The sequence below is a fragment of the Oceanobacillus sp. CF4.6 genome (assembly GCF_051262635.1).
Taxonomy (GTDB): domain Bacteria; phylum Bacillota; class Bacilli; order Bacillales; family Amphibacillaceae; genus Oceanobacillus.
Map to the genome: position 1 here is coordinate 1 of NZ_JBIMEX010000005.1, position 12,822 is coordinate 12,822.

At 36.4% G+C, this 12,822-nt stretch carries 15 protein-coding genes; 3 read left to right on the forward strand and 12 right to left on the reverse strand.

The features are described from left to right. Positions 1-401: 401 nt before the first annotated feature. The 5 genes from ACHABU_RS09355 to ACHABU_RS09375 form a co-directional block, all read right to left on the reverse strand. The gene (locus ACHABU_RS09355) at positions 402-677 is read right to left on the reverse strand and encodes a YlbG family protein (RefSeq protein WP_435764571.1); all 276 of its coding nucleotides are present in this window, start codon (positions 675-677) and stop codon (positions 402-404) included. A gap of 96 nt (positions 678-773) precedes the next feature. After that, on the reverse strand, positions 774-1,208 hold the full coding sequence (locus tag ACHABU_RS09360) for a YlbF family regulator (RefSeq protein WP_435764572.1): 435 nt from the start codon (positions 1,206-1,208) through the stop codon (positions 774-776). A gap of 62 nt (positions 1,209-1,270) precedes the next feature. Continuing rightward, entirely contained in the window at positions 1,271-1,504 is a 234-nt protein-coding gene (locus ACHABU_RS09365) for a YlbE-like family protein (RefSeq protein ID WP_435764573.1), read from the reverse strand. Between the two features lie 11 nt (positions 1,505-1,515). Further along, positions 1,516-1,899: a YlbD family protein gene (locus ACHABU_RS09370; protein WP_435764574.1), complete on the reverse strand. Its 384-nt coding sequence runs from the start codon at positions 1,897-1,899 to the stop codon at positions 1,516-1,518. 209 nt (positions 1,900-2,108) lie between these two features. Next, positions 2,109-3,179, reverse strand: coding sequence for a CAP domain-containing protein (locus ACHABU_RS09375; RefSeq protein WP_435764575.1), 1,071 nt, complete (start codon positions 3,177-3,179; stop codon positions 2,109-2,111). A gap of 200 nt (positions 3,180-3,379) precedes the next feature. On the opposite strand from ACHABU_RS09375, the gene ACHABU_RS09380 reads away from it, so the two are divergent. Then, on the forward strand, positions 3,380-3,745 hold the full coding sequence (locus ACHABU_RS09380; RefSeq protein ID WP_435764576.1) for a YugN family protein: 366 nt from the start codon (positions 3,380-3,382) through the stop codon (positions 3,743-3,745). 116 nt (positions 3,746-3,861) lie between these two features. Beyond that, positions 3,862-4,920 carry a sporulation integral membrane protein YtvI gene (gene ytvI / locus ACHABU_RS09385; RefSeq protein ID WP_435764577.1) on the forward strand — a complete coding sequence of 353 codons (1,059 nt, stop codon included), beginning with the start codon at positions 3,862-3,864 and terminating at the stop codon, positions 4,918-4,920. A gap of 45 nt (positions 4,921-4,965) precedes the next feature. Here the strand turns inward: ytvI and ACHABU_RS09390 are convergent, their stop codons facing one another. The 7 genes from ACHABU_RS09390 to cyoE form a co-directional block, all read right to left on the reverse strand. Then, the gene (locus ACHABU_RS09390) at positions 4,966-5,421 is read right to left on the reverse strand and encodes a DUF420 domain-containing protein (RefSeq protein ID WP_435764578.1); all 456 of its coding nucleotides are present in this window, start codon (positions 5,419-5,421) and stop codon (positions 4,966-4,968) included. A gap of 51 nt (positions 5,422-5,472) precedes the next feature. Further along, positions 5,473-6,369 carry a cytochrome c oxidase assembly factor CtaG gene (gene ctaG, locus ACHABU_RS09395; protein ID WP_435764579.1) on the reverse strand — a complete coding sequence of 299 codons (897 nt, stop codon included), beginning with the start codon at positions 6,367-6,369 and terminating at the stop codon, positions 5,473-5,475. A 140-nt stretch (positions 6,370-6,509) separates the two neighbouring features. Further along, positions 6,510-6,830 carry a cytochrome c oxidase subunit IVB gene (gene ctaF, locus ACHABU_RS09400; RefSeq protein WP_435764580.1) on the reverse strand — a complete coding sequence of 107 codons (321 nt, stop codon included), beginning with the start codon at positions 6,828-6,830 and terminating at the stop codon, positions 6,510-6,512. A gap of 3 nt (positions 6,831-6,833) precedes the next feature. Next, complete coding sequence (locus ACHABU_RS09405; RefSeq protein ID WP_435764581.1) at positions 6,834-7,457, reverse strand: cytochrome (ubi)quinol oxidase subunit III; 624 nt, start codon at positions 7,455-7,457, stop codon at positions 6,834-6,836. 1 nt (position 7,458) lies between these two features. Then, positions 7,459-9,309, reverse strand: coding sequence for a cytochrome c oxidase subunit I (ctaD, locus tag ACHABU_RS09410; RefSeq protein ID WP_435764582.1), 1,851 nt, complete (start codon positions 9,307-9,309; stop codon positions 7,459-7,461). 41 nt (positions 9,310-9,350) lie between these two features. Next, a complete protein-coding gene (gene coxB / locus ACHABU_RS09415) occupies positions 9,351-10,403 on the reverse strand; it encodes a cytochrome c oxidase subunit II (protein WP_435764583.1) in 1,053 nt (350 codons plus the stop codon). A 61-nt stretch (positions 10,404-10,464) separates the two neighbouring features. Then, positions 10,465-11,409, reverse strand: a complete 945-nt coding sequence (cyoE, locus tag ACHABU_RS09420) for a heme o synthase (protein WP_435764584.1) — start codon at positions 11,407-11,409, stop codon at positions 10,465-10,467. 468 nt (positions 11,410-11,877) lie between these two features. Between cyoE and ACHABU_RS09425 the strand changes: the two genes are divergently transcribed. Next, complete coding sequence (locus ACHABU_RS09425; protein WP_435764585.1) at positions 11,878-12,807, forward strand: COX15/CtaA family protein; 930 nt, start codon at positions 11,878-11,880, stop codon at positions 12,805-12,807. Positions 12,808-12,822: the final 15 nt, after the last annotated feature.

Here is a 12,822-nt window from a genome sequence, read left to right on the forward strand (position 1 = left end):
CTTTCTTCCCGTTGGAGTCTCCGTATATTTCCCAGAGCTAGTTAGAAGATTGTTGACGATTACTACATTAACGGGGGGGGGGAGCTAAAATATCGTCATACAGCCTTACCAGTCCGGGTGAGCGGCGGGCGGTGACTCCTGCGGGAACAGCACGTGTCCGAAGACCAGAAGAGTGGTTTTCTCTTCGGGGCTGAGGCCGTGCCCGCGGAAAGCATCCGCCCAGAGCGATCCCGGACGGCGATAGAAGCACACGATTTTGGATAACAGCTAGTAGTTAGTTCGCAGTTATCTCAACTGCGAGAGTTCTATAGCAACAACCATCGCGTTAAGAGCCTTGCCTTAAATGCGCAGGCGACTCAAACAAAAAAACCTTTGAGAATCCATTTTCGATTCACAAAGGTTTAAATACCCATTTTATAATCATATTGCTTCGCTTTGTCAGGTTTAGCATTTTCAAAGTCAGTACGTATAAAAGGTTTATAGGATCTCTCAATTTTGGAAACAAAAGAATGCTTCATCATTTTCATTTCAACTTCCTCTATTTCTGCTTGATCTACATAAATGATTGCATATCTTAGTTTCTTGGAAGTATAAATTAAGTTTCCATATCTTTTCAATTGTTTTATGTTTTTCATATGTTGAAACCATACGACGATTCCCTGTCGATTCGTGTTCATCGCAATCCCCCGTTTCTTTTGGAATTTTAGTTCATACGTGAAAAAGCATCTACCTTCAGAAGCTTTCTGAAGGCATTTACTCTTCTTTTAATGCTATCAAGCACATCCGCAGGCTCCACCACTGCCACAACCGCAACCACTATCATTAAGAGCAGCTCCGTCTTTAGGTGATTTAATCTGTACGCTCACACTGTTAGCAACAAACTGACTTATTTCATCTAGTAATTTTTGGAGATTTCGCTCTGCTATTTTGAATGCAGCTACTTTATCGTTCATATCCATGTCCCTTTTCGTGGAACGGACATTTTTCATAATGTCATAGTAATCCGGGTGATACCTGCCAAATCGCTGTACATCATCATATTTGTCTTTCATATCTGAAAAAGCTTTGATAAGCTTTTGTGCTTCTTTATTTTCATCGAGTTCAACACGGGTTTTCTGATAAGCTTCCATAACGTCAGAATCCATAACCATCTTCCCTAGCTGCTCTGATTTATCTAGAATATCTACATATTCCAATGTAGCTATCATTTATAACACCTCCACTATTATATATACTATCATTTAATTACCGGAAAGAAAATATATTGTATTTAATCCTTCATTGCTTTTGCTACTTGAGCAAGCATGTTAATCATTTGGATTTGGCTATTTAAATTTCCGATTCTTTGTGGAAATGTTTTGCCATAAAAAAATTTGGCTTCCTTTTCCATCTCCTCTATTCTTCCCGGATTTCTTGATAAATAACGATACCAGACCGGATTATACCTCACAAATTCAGCAAGCTTTGGGTTTTCTGTTAAATATTCCTTAACGATTGGGTCCAATTATAATCACCTCAATCCCTCATCCAACTAAAAGGATCTTTCGGAAGCTGTTCCTTTTTTTGAGAACCTTTGAACTGTTCCATCATTTCCTGAATAGAAGCAATTGCTTTGCTTAATTGATCGACCTGTCCTTGTACTTTATTCATATCTAAATTGGATGTATATTTCAGCAGCTGACTAACCAACTCAGAATCCTTTACAGTACTCTTATCTACTTTTTCATTTATTGGTTCATCTTTGTATTTTTCCCAATGTGGATCGTCTTCTCCAAGTAGTGCCCATTGTTCATAATACTCCTGCCATGATCTTCCACTCTTTCTAACTTCTCTTAGCAAAAGTGGGTGTTTATTTATGAACTTTTTAAATGCAATTACTGTCGGATGTAATTCCTCCAATTTTTTCACCCCTTTTATTAGTCATTTATACGATTTAATTTATGCGAGATACCTACGAATGTGCAGAAGTACAATCACGTTAGAAAACTTGGCATCCGCCAAGCCTTTTCGGCGAATGCCTTAGTTGCACTTCTGCAAGTAAGAAAGTTTATACTTTCTTACTTGCAAAAAAACTCACTTGGTAAGATCACCAAGTGAGTACGTATTTCTTATAATGGTTTTCCAAGGAAATTCTGGGTGTAGTAAAAACGATATACACCTACTCCTATATGTGTGTATTCATCATTGAAAAGTGCTTCACGATGCCCTTCACTATTTAACCAGCCTTCCATAGCAGCAGGAGCATCAGGGTATTGTGCAGCAATATTTTCTCCGGCGGCGGTATAAAATACACTTTCCACTTCTAAACGTTCTTTAAGTCCGTTTCCATTCAAGCTATAATGGGAAAAGTAATTATTTTCTGCCATATCTTTACTATGTTGATAGGCAACATTGCTTACACTCTCTTCCCAATCGAGTTTATCTATTCCATGCTGATTCCGCATTACATTGGTAATATCAACTATTTGTTGCTCCATGCCCTTTTCTATCTTATCCCATTTATCTTCCGTTAGATCTGGCTCATTTGGCAGTTTTCCACGATATTCTATCTCATATGGTCGATGTTTTAACAACGTATTCGCCGAAAGAATTCGGAGCGAGGATAATTTACTTGTAAACGTATCGAAATAGAATTGAATAAAGGTATTATCATCAATTTTGACTAGTGGTCTCATCCTTAAATCCTCTTCAGTAAGACGAAAGGTATAGGATGATATTCCTTCATTGTATGTTACTTCGTTCGTAAAGTTGAAATGATGACGGATATCTTCATACGATTGGCCTACATGGACCGGTTTTGTTTCCAACTCTTCTCCAGTCCCATAAATTGTAATTATCTTATTATCTTCTATACCAAATTGAATATATTGGGTAGCTGTATCCCTGTAAACCCACCATTCATAGTCATAGGCACTTGGATCAACTCTACTAGGCTCCCCTAGATGACCTGCTAACTCCTGTTGTGTTTTACCTATCCAACTAAAAATATTTCCTTCCAGTGGAATGGATGACACCGTTTCTTCTGGTGCTATTTTTGATTGTAAAACATTTCTCTTCTCTTTAGCTACATTCGTTACATTGCTGACTAATTCTTTAGGAGAATTCTCTGCACTTTCGATAAAGTAAAAAACGACTAATGCGATCACTGTTAAAAATATTATATTCCGGATTATACGCATCGAATACTTTCCCCTTATCTTTTTTATTAGTATAATTTATACTATGAAATCTAACTGCATATATTCTCTTTTCCCTATTAATTAATATATCATCTCTTTACTAGGAGAATTAAAATGATAGTTTTACTGTTTTTAATTGCATATTAAGCGTTTTCGTACTATTATTAAAGTAATCAGGACTAATACATGAGGTGAATAAAATGAGATTGGAAAATACCGGTATTGAAGATTCGGTTGTTGAATTAAAACCTTTGGACCATTTAACTGGGAAACATGCTTTTATTCGTGCAGGACAATGGGATTATGAAAGGGTTACTTACGATTATAAGATTGGTTCAAAAGAAAAAAATATTACATATTACATCCGTATTCAAGGTTACGCTATCGAAGGAAATGTAGATACTGGCACTGCGGTTATTAAATTAATGACTCCACTATTAGGTAAGCATTATTATCCACATGGCGTTGAGTATGGCGAAGGCGAGAAATTCCCGGAGACATTGATTGAACGTGCTCAAACGATTCTTTTAAAAGTTGCTGAGGAAATACATCAGTATAAAAGATAAACAACCTTATATGTAAAAACCAACTGTCTGGTATCATCTTGTACAGTTGGTTTTTTTAAAAAGGCATTTAACCAACCACATTTTAAATAAAGTAACGAAAGGAGACAAGCTTCCCCTTGTTTCGGAATATAACCAAACGTCATTGGACCCTTATCTTTTTAGTAATCTTATTATTAATTTTTATCTTCTTTATCCTACCTATTTCAATTCCATTAGTAATTGCATTGATTACTGCCCTTATATTGAATCCTACCATTCGATTCATTCAACAGAGGTTAAGAATAAGTCGAAGGACATCTGTCATTTTCGTTTTCCTCTTATTTCTGATTTCAGTGGGGACTGTTGGTACATTTATTGTAACGAAGTCTGCTACTCAACTAGTAATTTTTGCAGAATCAGTACCTAGTTATGTCAACCAACTTAATAACATATACAGTAAATGGGAAGCTGATTTGTATCGGTATTCGAGCACTCTGCCGATCGAATTTGTTAACGAGATATCTGCAAGTATTGAGGGTAGTATAGCTTCCGTGAGTACTACCATTAGAGAAATAATCACACTGGACAACATTGCCAAGATTTTTGCTAAAATACCAGACTTTCTAATCAGTTTTATTGTTTACATGATTGCATTATTCCTATTCATGCTTGAATTGCCAATTATAAAATCCAATTTATACGGCTTACTTAGAAACGAGACAGCCGAAAAGGTATCGTTCATGAATACAAGATTAACTAGTGTGTTATTTGGATTCTTCAAGGCACAGCTTTTAGTTAGTATTGTCATTTTGGCAGCTTCGCTCATCGGTTTGTACTTAATTGTACCTGAGGTAGCATTAATCATGTCACTGATCATCTGGCTGGTTGATTTAATACCTATCATTGGTTCTATTATCATACTTGGGCCTTGGTCTCTATTTATGCTATTGACTGGTGACACTTCGACTGGGATTCAATTAGCTATTTTGGCTATCATATTACTAGCTATCAGGCGTACAGTAGAACCAAAGGTAATGGGTCAGCATATAGGGCTATCACCACTTGCAACATTGATATCGATGTTTATTGGACTTCAACTTTTCGGGATTCTTGGTTTCATTATTGGACCTGTACTTGTAATTGCATTTACGACAGCTAAAGAAGCCGGAATTATTAAATGGAATATAAAAATATAAAAAGGTGAGAGCAATATTTATTGCTCTCACCTTTTTATTGTAATCTTAAAAACCAAAAATTGCTTTCAACATACTAGTTGTTCCTCCGCCATCATAAATAACATAAAGCAGAAGATAAACCATAACACCGGTTATCGCTGTAAAGAACCAAATGACGCTTGTAACAGGGCCGATTTTTCTATGTTTTGCTATATTTCTTTTAAGTGCCAATGTTATTGTTACAATCCCAAAAACAGCACCAGTTGTTGCTAAAATAATATGAAAGACTAGGAAAATTGTATAGTAAATTTCAATATTATCTGGCCCACCAAAACTTGTATTCCCAACAAAAATGGTACGGGACACATATATAATAAAGAATAATATAGCACTTACAGCAGCAGAAAGCATCACCTTTTTATGTGCTTTCTTTTTCCCCTTAGTAATTAACACCCACCCTATCGCAACAAGAATTGCACTCAAAGCAATAAAGAAAGTACTAATTGTCGGTAAAAAAGGCATAATGTAAACAAATCCTTTCTAGGAAGTATCAACTTCCCCTCAAAATATTAGTTATTCAACTGATTCAGGAGCCGGATCAATTTTAAGACTCTCCTCGGAGAACCATCTAAAGAAAATGGATGCTAATACTACACCATACGTTATTTCCTGCATAATTTTCATGATAATACCACCCAATTGCTGGTCCTCAACAGTATCCATTGATGTAAACATTTCAGGACCTGATAGAGCCGAGGTCAACCCTTGAAGGACGTCACCAGGAACACACAAACTCAAGGCCTGAATCCAGGATCCATCCTGAGAATATGCAGCATACATCGGTTCTGATGCAAAAATAATCAGAACGCATGCAGGTGTAATCAATACACTATTTGCAAAAATATAACCAATTTTCAATAGCGGCTGTATTTTATCCAATTCTTTGATCGGCGCAATTAATGGAAACCAAACGATAAAGGAAGCAATAAATAAAATAATTGAAATAGATGTATGTGCAACTATCGATGATTTTGCGAAATCGAAAACAACTGGTATATGATACAGTGAGAAAAGTGTGTTGAACAGCAACAATGCAATAAGCGGCTTTGTCAGTAATTTAAAAACAGGCTTGATTACAGGAGCATTAACCACTTTCCTCCAAACCCATTCAGGAATACCCTTCAACATTAAAATAGGGACTACTAATAAATAAATGGCCATTTGAATCATGTGCGCAGTTAGTGTGATATGGGTGAGCAAATCAATTGGTGACCCTTTCACGAGATACAATAATAATAGGGATACATAAAACAGAACCTGTTGATTAGCCGTTGGTTTTTCCTCGCCACCAAATTTAGAACGATATGGCCCGGTAATGAAATAATACAATACTGCCAAAGCTAAGATAAAAACAAAGTAAAACGGACTCCATAAAGCACGAAAGCCAAAAATTTGTAATTCTAACCACATAATATTATCACTCCATATACCTGACTATCCTCACATTATACATTAAAATTTACTTGTTACTAACATAGAATGTGACGATTTAGCAAAAAAAGACCAGGAAACAAATCCTGATCTTTTTTCATAATTAACTTTTTAAAATCTTACCACCACGTAATTGCTACAAATGTAAGAATCACTAGGAAGCCAACAAAGATACCACCATACAACAACGATGCAGCTATTTCATGTCCTTTATCTTTCATATGCATAAAGTAGTAGAATTGAAATCCTACTTGTACAAGAGCCAATACAAGAATCAATGGGATCACAAAAGTAGAGCTGACTCCCATCATGACTGCAAAAAATGCAATCATCGTAAAGAAGATCATTAACGCAAAAGTAACAATTTGCTTTCTCATTTCATCTTTGTTCTTTTCTTTTTGGAACGAATTAATTTTGCTGGTATTCGTATTATCCGTCATAAATTAACTCACCATCCCCATCAAGTAAACAACTGTAAAGATAAATACCCAAACAACGTCGATAAAGTGCCAATACAATCCGAAAGTATTATATTTCGGAGCATTGTAAAGACTTAAACCTCGTTTCGCATTGCGTACCATAATCGCAATCAGCCAACTGAGACCAAAAACTACGTGACCTCCGTGGAACCCGACTAATGCATAAAAGGCTGAACCAAAAGCAGAAGATCGGAAAGTAAATCCATACTCATGAATATAATGAGCAAACTCATAAATTTCACAAGCTAGGAAAGAGATACCGAGTAATGCAGTAATACCAAACCATAGTTGCATCTTTTTAAAGTCATTATTTTTCATATGGTAAATTGCGTAAACACTAGTTAATGAACTAGTCAATAACAGAATGGTCATTAGAAAAACAAGTTCAAGTCCGAATAAATCCTGTGTAGATGGACCGCCTGCAGTTGAATTTCTTAAGGCAAGGTAAGTACCGAATAAACAGGCGAAAAGAACTGTTTCTCCTCCAAGGAAAATCCATAAACCTAAAAATTTATGTTTTCCTTCCATTGTTGCTTTGGAAGGATCCTGTGGCATTGTTTCCGGATTCAAGGAGTGATCATGACTCATATCAATCATCCTCCCTTTCAAGTTCTTCTTTTGTAATATGATGGCCGTGATCATCTTTCAATGATCTGATTAGCATCGTACCCAATGCGATAGCCATACCAACATAAACAACTAGTAACCATGCTTTATGATCAGACTGATAAATGAAACCTAAAGATGCGATAAAGAAACCAAATGTCATTATCAATGGAAGTATGGAACCGTTCGGCATATGGATTTCGTCCAATGGCTCTGCTGGTATCATTTTTCCATTTCCTTCTGTTTTTTCAATCCATAATGGATCAAGACCACGAACTAATGGCAATTGTTTGAAATTGTAATGGGCAGGTGGTGAAGAAATCGTCCATTCCAATGTACGGGCATCCCACGGATCAGCAGGAGCCTTTTCACCTTTGACAGCAGTGTAAACAACATTAATTAAGAATACAAGGACACCAAAAGTCATAAAGAACGCCCCAATTGTACTAATCAAGTTACCTGTATCCAACCCTTGATTTTCGAGGAATACCCAGTAACGACGTGGCATACCCATTAAACCAAGAAAATGCTGAATAAAGAATGTTAAATGGAAACCGATAAAGAATGTCCAGAATGCTAGTTTACCCATTCCTTCATGAAGCATTCTTCCAAACATTTTTGGCCACCAATAATGCATTGCAGCTAATATTGCAAATACTACCCCACCAACAATAACGTAGTGGAAGTGAGCAACAACAAAATAAGTATCATGATATTGATAATCCGCTACAGATGAGCCAAGCATTACCCCAGTCATTCCACCAATTGTAAATGAAGGAATAAAAGCAAGTGTCCAAAGCATAGCAGAGTTAATTGTAATACTCCCTCCCCATAAGGTTAAGAGCCAGTTAAATATCTTGATACCTGTTGGAACAGCAATAGCCATCGTAGCTACAGCGAAAATCGAGTTTGCTACAGGTCCGAGTCCAACCGTAAACATATGGTGAGCCCATACCATGAAACCAAGAAATGCAATGAGGAATGTCGCAAATACCATTGCAGTGTATCCAAATAATCGCTTTCTTGCAAATGTTGGTATGATTTCACTGAAAATACCGAATGCCGGCAGAATCAATATGTAAACTTCAGGATGTCCAAATATCCAGAATAAGTGTTGCCATATAATTGAATTTCCACCAAGCGCTACATCAAAGAAGGCTGTACCAAACATACGATCAAACATCATTAAAAATAGACCGACAGTCAGTGCTGGAAAAGCAAATAATGTAAGAATACTTGTCACGAACGTAGTCCATGAAAATAATGGCATGCGCATATAGGTCATACCGGGTGCACGCATTGTAACGATTGTTACCAGGAAGTTAATCCCACTCATTAATGTCCCTGCACCGGACAATTGGAGACCCATCACATAGTAATCTATACCATGTCCTGGTGATTGTAGTGAAAGTGGTGCATAGTTAGTCCACCCAGCATCTGGTGCGCCAGTAAACCAACTAAGGTTTAAAAGAACCCCACCAGAGAAAAATAGCCAAAAGCCAAGTGAGTTTAAAAATGGAAAAGCAACGTCACGTGCTCCTATTTGCAATGGCATAACATAGTTCATTAAACCAAATAATATTGGTGTTGCCGCAAAAAATATCATTGTAGTTCCATGCATTGTAATCATTTCATTGTACAAACCTGCACTGATAAAATCATTTTCAGGTTTTATTAACTGAATTCGTATAATAAGAGCTTCCAATCCGCCGAGCAGGAAAAAGAATCCACCACCAATTAAGTATAAAATACCGACCTTTTTATGGTCTACAGTAGTTAGATAATCCCATAGCACTGCGCCGAATCCTCTCTTTTGAGTAGTTGCAATACTCAAAGCATAAACCTCCCTTTTGTGTCTTTCATCCCATATATAATTTAGTTCCCAGCACTCTCAGGTGTTATTTCAGAGGGCTTTAATTGCATTAAGTATTCAGCAATACTATTAGCTTCTTCTTCCGAAATGCTAGGATAAGCGCCTGTCATTTTGTTACCAGGTTTAATGGACTCAGGGTCCATAATCCAATCGACAAGATTTTCTTTTGTTGGTTCAAGAATACCCGCTACAGTTGACCGATCACCGAAGTTTGTAAGGTTTGGTCCTGTTGCTGCAGGTGAAGATCCAATCGCATGACATGCCACACAACTGTTTGCTTCAAATAGTTCTTGACCTTCCTGTGCTACAGCATCTTCCGGAACTGCTTCCGGATCAACGCTTTGCATATCGGAAACCCATTGATCATACTCTTCAGGGCTTACGACGACTACTTTAAAGTCCATCAGAGAGTGTGAAGGACCACAAAGTTCAGCACATTTCCCCCAATAAACCCCTTCTTCATTCGCCTCAATATACATCGTGTTTACATTTTCTGGATTAACATCCATCTTACCAGCAATCGAAGGAATCCAGAATGAATGAATAACATCTGAAGATAGCATATTTAAGTAAACTCTTTCGCCAGTTGGAATATATAAGTCCTGACTAGTAACAATTTCTTCACCAGCATAATTAAAATGCCACCAGTATTGATTACCCGTAACTTCAACATTAATATGCTCACTTGCCTGTGAATCATCTGCTAGATCAAATGTAGCAAACACAGTTGGTACAGCAATGATCAAAACAAGAATAATAGGTATTACAGTCCAAATTGTCTCCAATTTGTGATTTCCTTCTACTTGTTTAGGGATGAAATCCTCCTGTCCCTTCTTCTTACGAAATCGCACTAGAGCAATCACATAAATAAGCATTACGACTATAAAGACTCCAATCATAATCAGTAATGGGAACACAATTAGATCCATCGAAACTTCTGCACCATATCCCTTTGGTTCAAGTGCGGTTAGATTTTCTTTACCACAACCAGCTAAAAACAATGCCAGCATTGTAAAGAGTAATAATGCTTTAGATTTTCCCATCCAACCTTTCATGTATTAATACCTCTCTTTCTTCATGTTGTTTCCTTATATATATATATTTTAAGGACAATAGTTAATTAAATATTGGCAATGTCACGATAATCATTAGTGGAAATAAAAGGATTAAATAGTTTAAAGAGTAAATGAATATCAAATTTGCCCATTTCAGATCATCTTTTATAAAGAACCCTCTAAAACCTAATACGAGCCATCCTATATTAAGCAAAGTTGCTATTACAGTAAACGTAATACCCAAAAATGGGGTTAATAATAATGGTAAAGGCAGTAAACATGCTATATATACAACAATTTGACGTTTTGTAAAGTCAAATCCATGTACAACTGGCAACATAGGGATTCCAGCCTCACGATAATCCTCTGTTTTTTTCATAGCTAATGCCAGAAAATGAGGTGTTTGCCATACAAACATAATCAGGAACATTACGATTGGAACGGTATGTATTGACGGACTTACAGCTGCCCAGCCAATAAGTGGTGGCATTGCACCTGAGAAGCTTCCAATTACAGTATTTAATGTATATCTCCGTTTTGACCATATCGTATATAAAACTACATAAACAAACCAACCGAGAAACGCAAAAAGTGCAGCTTGTATGGTTGTAAACATTAATAGAATAATTCCAGCAATCGTCGTTGCCAATCCAAATACTAAAACCATTTTAAGTGAGAAGAACCCCGTTACGGTGGGACGGTTTTTTGTTCTTTCCATTTTAGGATCGATATCGACATCGTACCAGTTATTAAGTATACATCCGCCGGCGATAACCATCGCACTCCCAATAATTGTTAGCAAGAACGTACCCCAATGATTTATAAAGGAAGTATTCGTAAAATGAACGGCTAACAAGAACCCTGCTATGGTTGTTATTAGATTAGAGTTCACAATTCCTATTTTTATAAGTGCTTTTATTTCTGAGATGATCATGGAATATTTTTGCTTATTGGAAATAGTAGTATCTCCTATCATTTCAGAATATGGCGTTTCCACTTTATTCATTTTATCCCCCCTTTAAACCCAGGCAAAAAGACATGATAATAAACAGAATACCACTTATTATTTAGTATTCTGATATCCATTCTAATTGTATCACGGATCTAATTTACAATCTAATTAATTTACTTGTAATATTTTAAAACATATTCACCATTTATATATGTCTAAAATGTGAAAGAATAACAAGCTTTAATAGAATGTACTAATATGTATTATTATCCAATAAGATCGGACATGCATGGAATATCATAGTCGTCCCATATACTATTTCTAGCAAACAAAGTACATTATTGCAAGCTTTTTTTTAATTTGCATAGTGAAAACATGAATAAAACATGATACTATTACAATTATGTGTCCAAACGTATTTTTGGAGCTAGTTTCATTGCATTCGGTATCGCACTAATACTATTATTAAACTATTGAAAAGAAATCATGAAATTTTAATCATCAAAAGTGAGGCTATATGGAATGATAAAATACTTAAAAATCCTTTCCGTTATTTCAACGATTGGGATGTTGCTGATCCTGCTAGGCGGGGCATTAGTTACAAAAACCGGTTCAGAGGATGGCTGCGGAGATAGTTGGCCATTGTGCGAAGGGGAAGTTGTACCTTCTGAATTCACTTTCGAAATGGTAATAGAATTAAGTCACAGAGCAGTAACAGGTGTCGTTGGTATTGTTGTGGTAATACTTGCGATCTTGGCTTGGGTTAAAATCGGGCATGTGCGTGAAGTGAAATTTCTATCATTCTCTTCCGTATTTTTCATTGCACTGCAGGCTTTGATAGGAGCTGCAGCTGTTATGTGGGGACAATCAGACTTTGTACTGGCTGCCCATTTCGGAATTTCACTCGTATCCTTTGCTGCTGTATTTTTACTTATGCTCCTAATTTTTGAAGTGGATAAGAAATTGGATACGGAAGTGCTACATATTAGAAAACCCCACCGTATTGAGATTTATGCAATATCCATTTACACAATGATAGTCGTATATACAGGAGCATTAGTACGACATACGGAATCAAACCTCGTATGCCGTGATTGGCCTTTTTGTACGAATACATCGCCATTGGCCCTTGCTGATTACAGTTTTAATCAGTGGATTCAAATGGGACATCGTTTATCCGCAGGAATCCTGTTTATTTGGACACTGCTGCTTACAATTAGAATGATTAAAAACTATCATCATAATAAAGTGATGTACTGGGGTTGGATCGTTACTTTCTCACTTATCTTATTGCAAGTTTTCTTCGGGGCAATGATTATTTTTACATTATTAAATCTTGGTGTAGCATTAATGCATGCGTTAGTTATATCGTTATATTTCGGTATGCTTAGCTATTTTATCCTCTTATCCACCAGAAGTTCAAAACATGAAAAAACAGGAAGCAATATATAATTGCCTCCTGTTTTT

Bases quoted from the DNA above. Each gene is read 5' to 3' on its own strand.
- ACHABU_RS09355 (WP_435764571.1), bottom strand. From the start codon at position 677: ATGAACACGAATCGACAGGGAATCGTCGTATGGTTTCAACATATGAAA.
- ACHABU_RS09360 (WP_435764572.1), bottom strand. From the start codon at position 1,208: ATGATAGCTACATTGGAATATGTAGATATTCTAGATAAATCAGAGCAG.
- ACHABU_RS09375 (WP_435764575.1), bottom strand. From the start codon at position 3,179: ATGCGTATAATCCGGAATATAATATTTTTAACAGTGATCGCATTAGTC.
- ACHABU_RS09380 (WP_435764576.1), top strand. From the start codon at position 3,380: ATGAGATTGGAAAATACCGGTATTGAAGATTCGGTTGTTGAATTAAAA.
- ACHABU_RS09390 (WP_435764578.1), bottom strand. From the start codon at position 5,421: ATGCCTTTTTTACCGACAATTAGTACTTTCTTTATTGCTTTGAGTGCA.
- ctaG (WP_435764579.1), bottom strand. From the start codon at position 6,369: ATGTGGTTAGAATTACAAATTTTTGGCTTTCGTGCTTTATGGAGTCCG.
- ctaF (WP_435764580.1), bottom strand. From the start codon at position 6,830: ATGACGGATAATACGAATACCAGCAAAATTAATTCGTTCCAAAAAGAA.
- ACHABU_RS09405 (WP_435764581.1), bottom strand. From the start codon at position 7,457: ATGAGTCATGATCACTCCTTGAATCCGGAAACAATGCCACAGGATCCT.
- coxB (WP_435764583.1), bottom strand. From the start codon at position 10,403: ATGAAAGGTTGGATGGGAAAATCTAAAGCATTATTACTCTTTACAATG.
- cyoE (WP_435764584.1), bottom strand. From the start codon at position 11,409: ATGAATAAAGTGGAAACGCCATATTCTGAAATGATAGGAGATACTACT.
- ACHABU_RS09425 (WP_435764585.1), top strand. From the start codon at position 11,878: ATGATAAAATACTTAAAAATCCTTTCCGTTATTTCAACGATTGGGATG.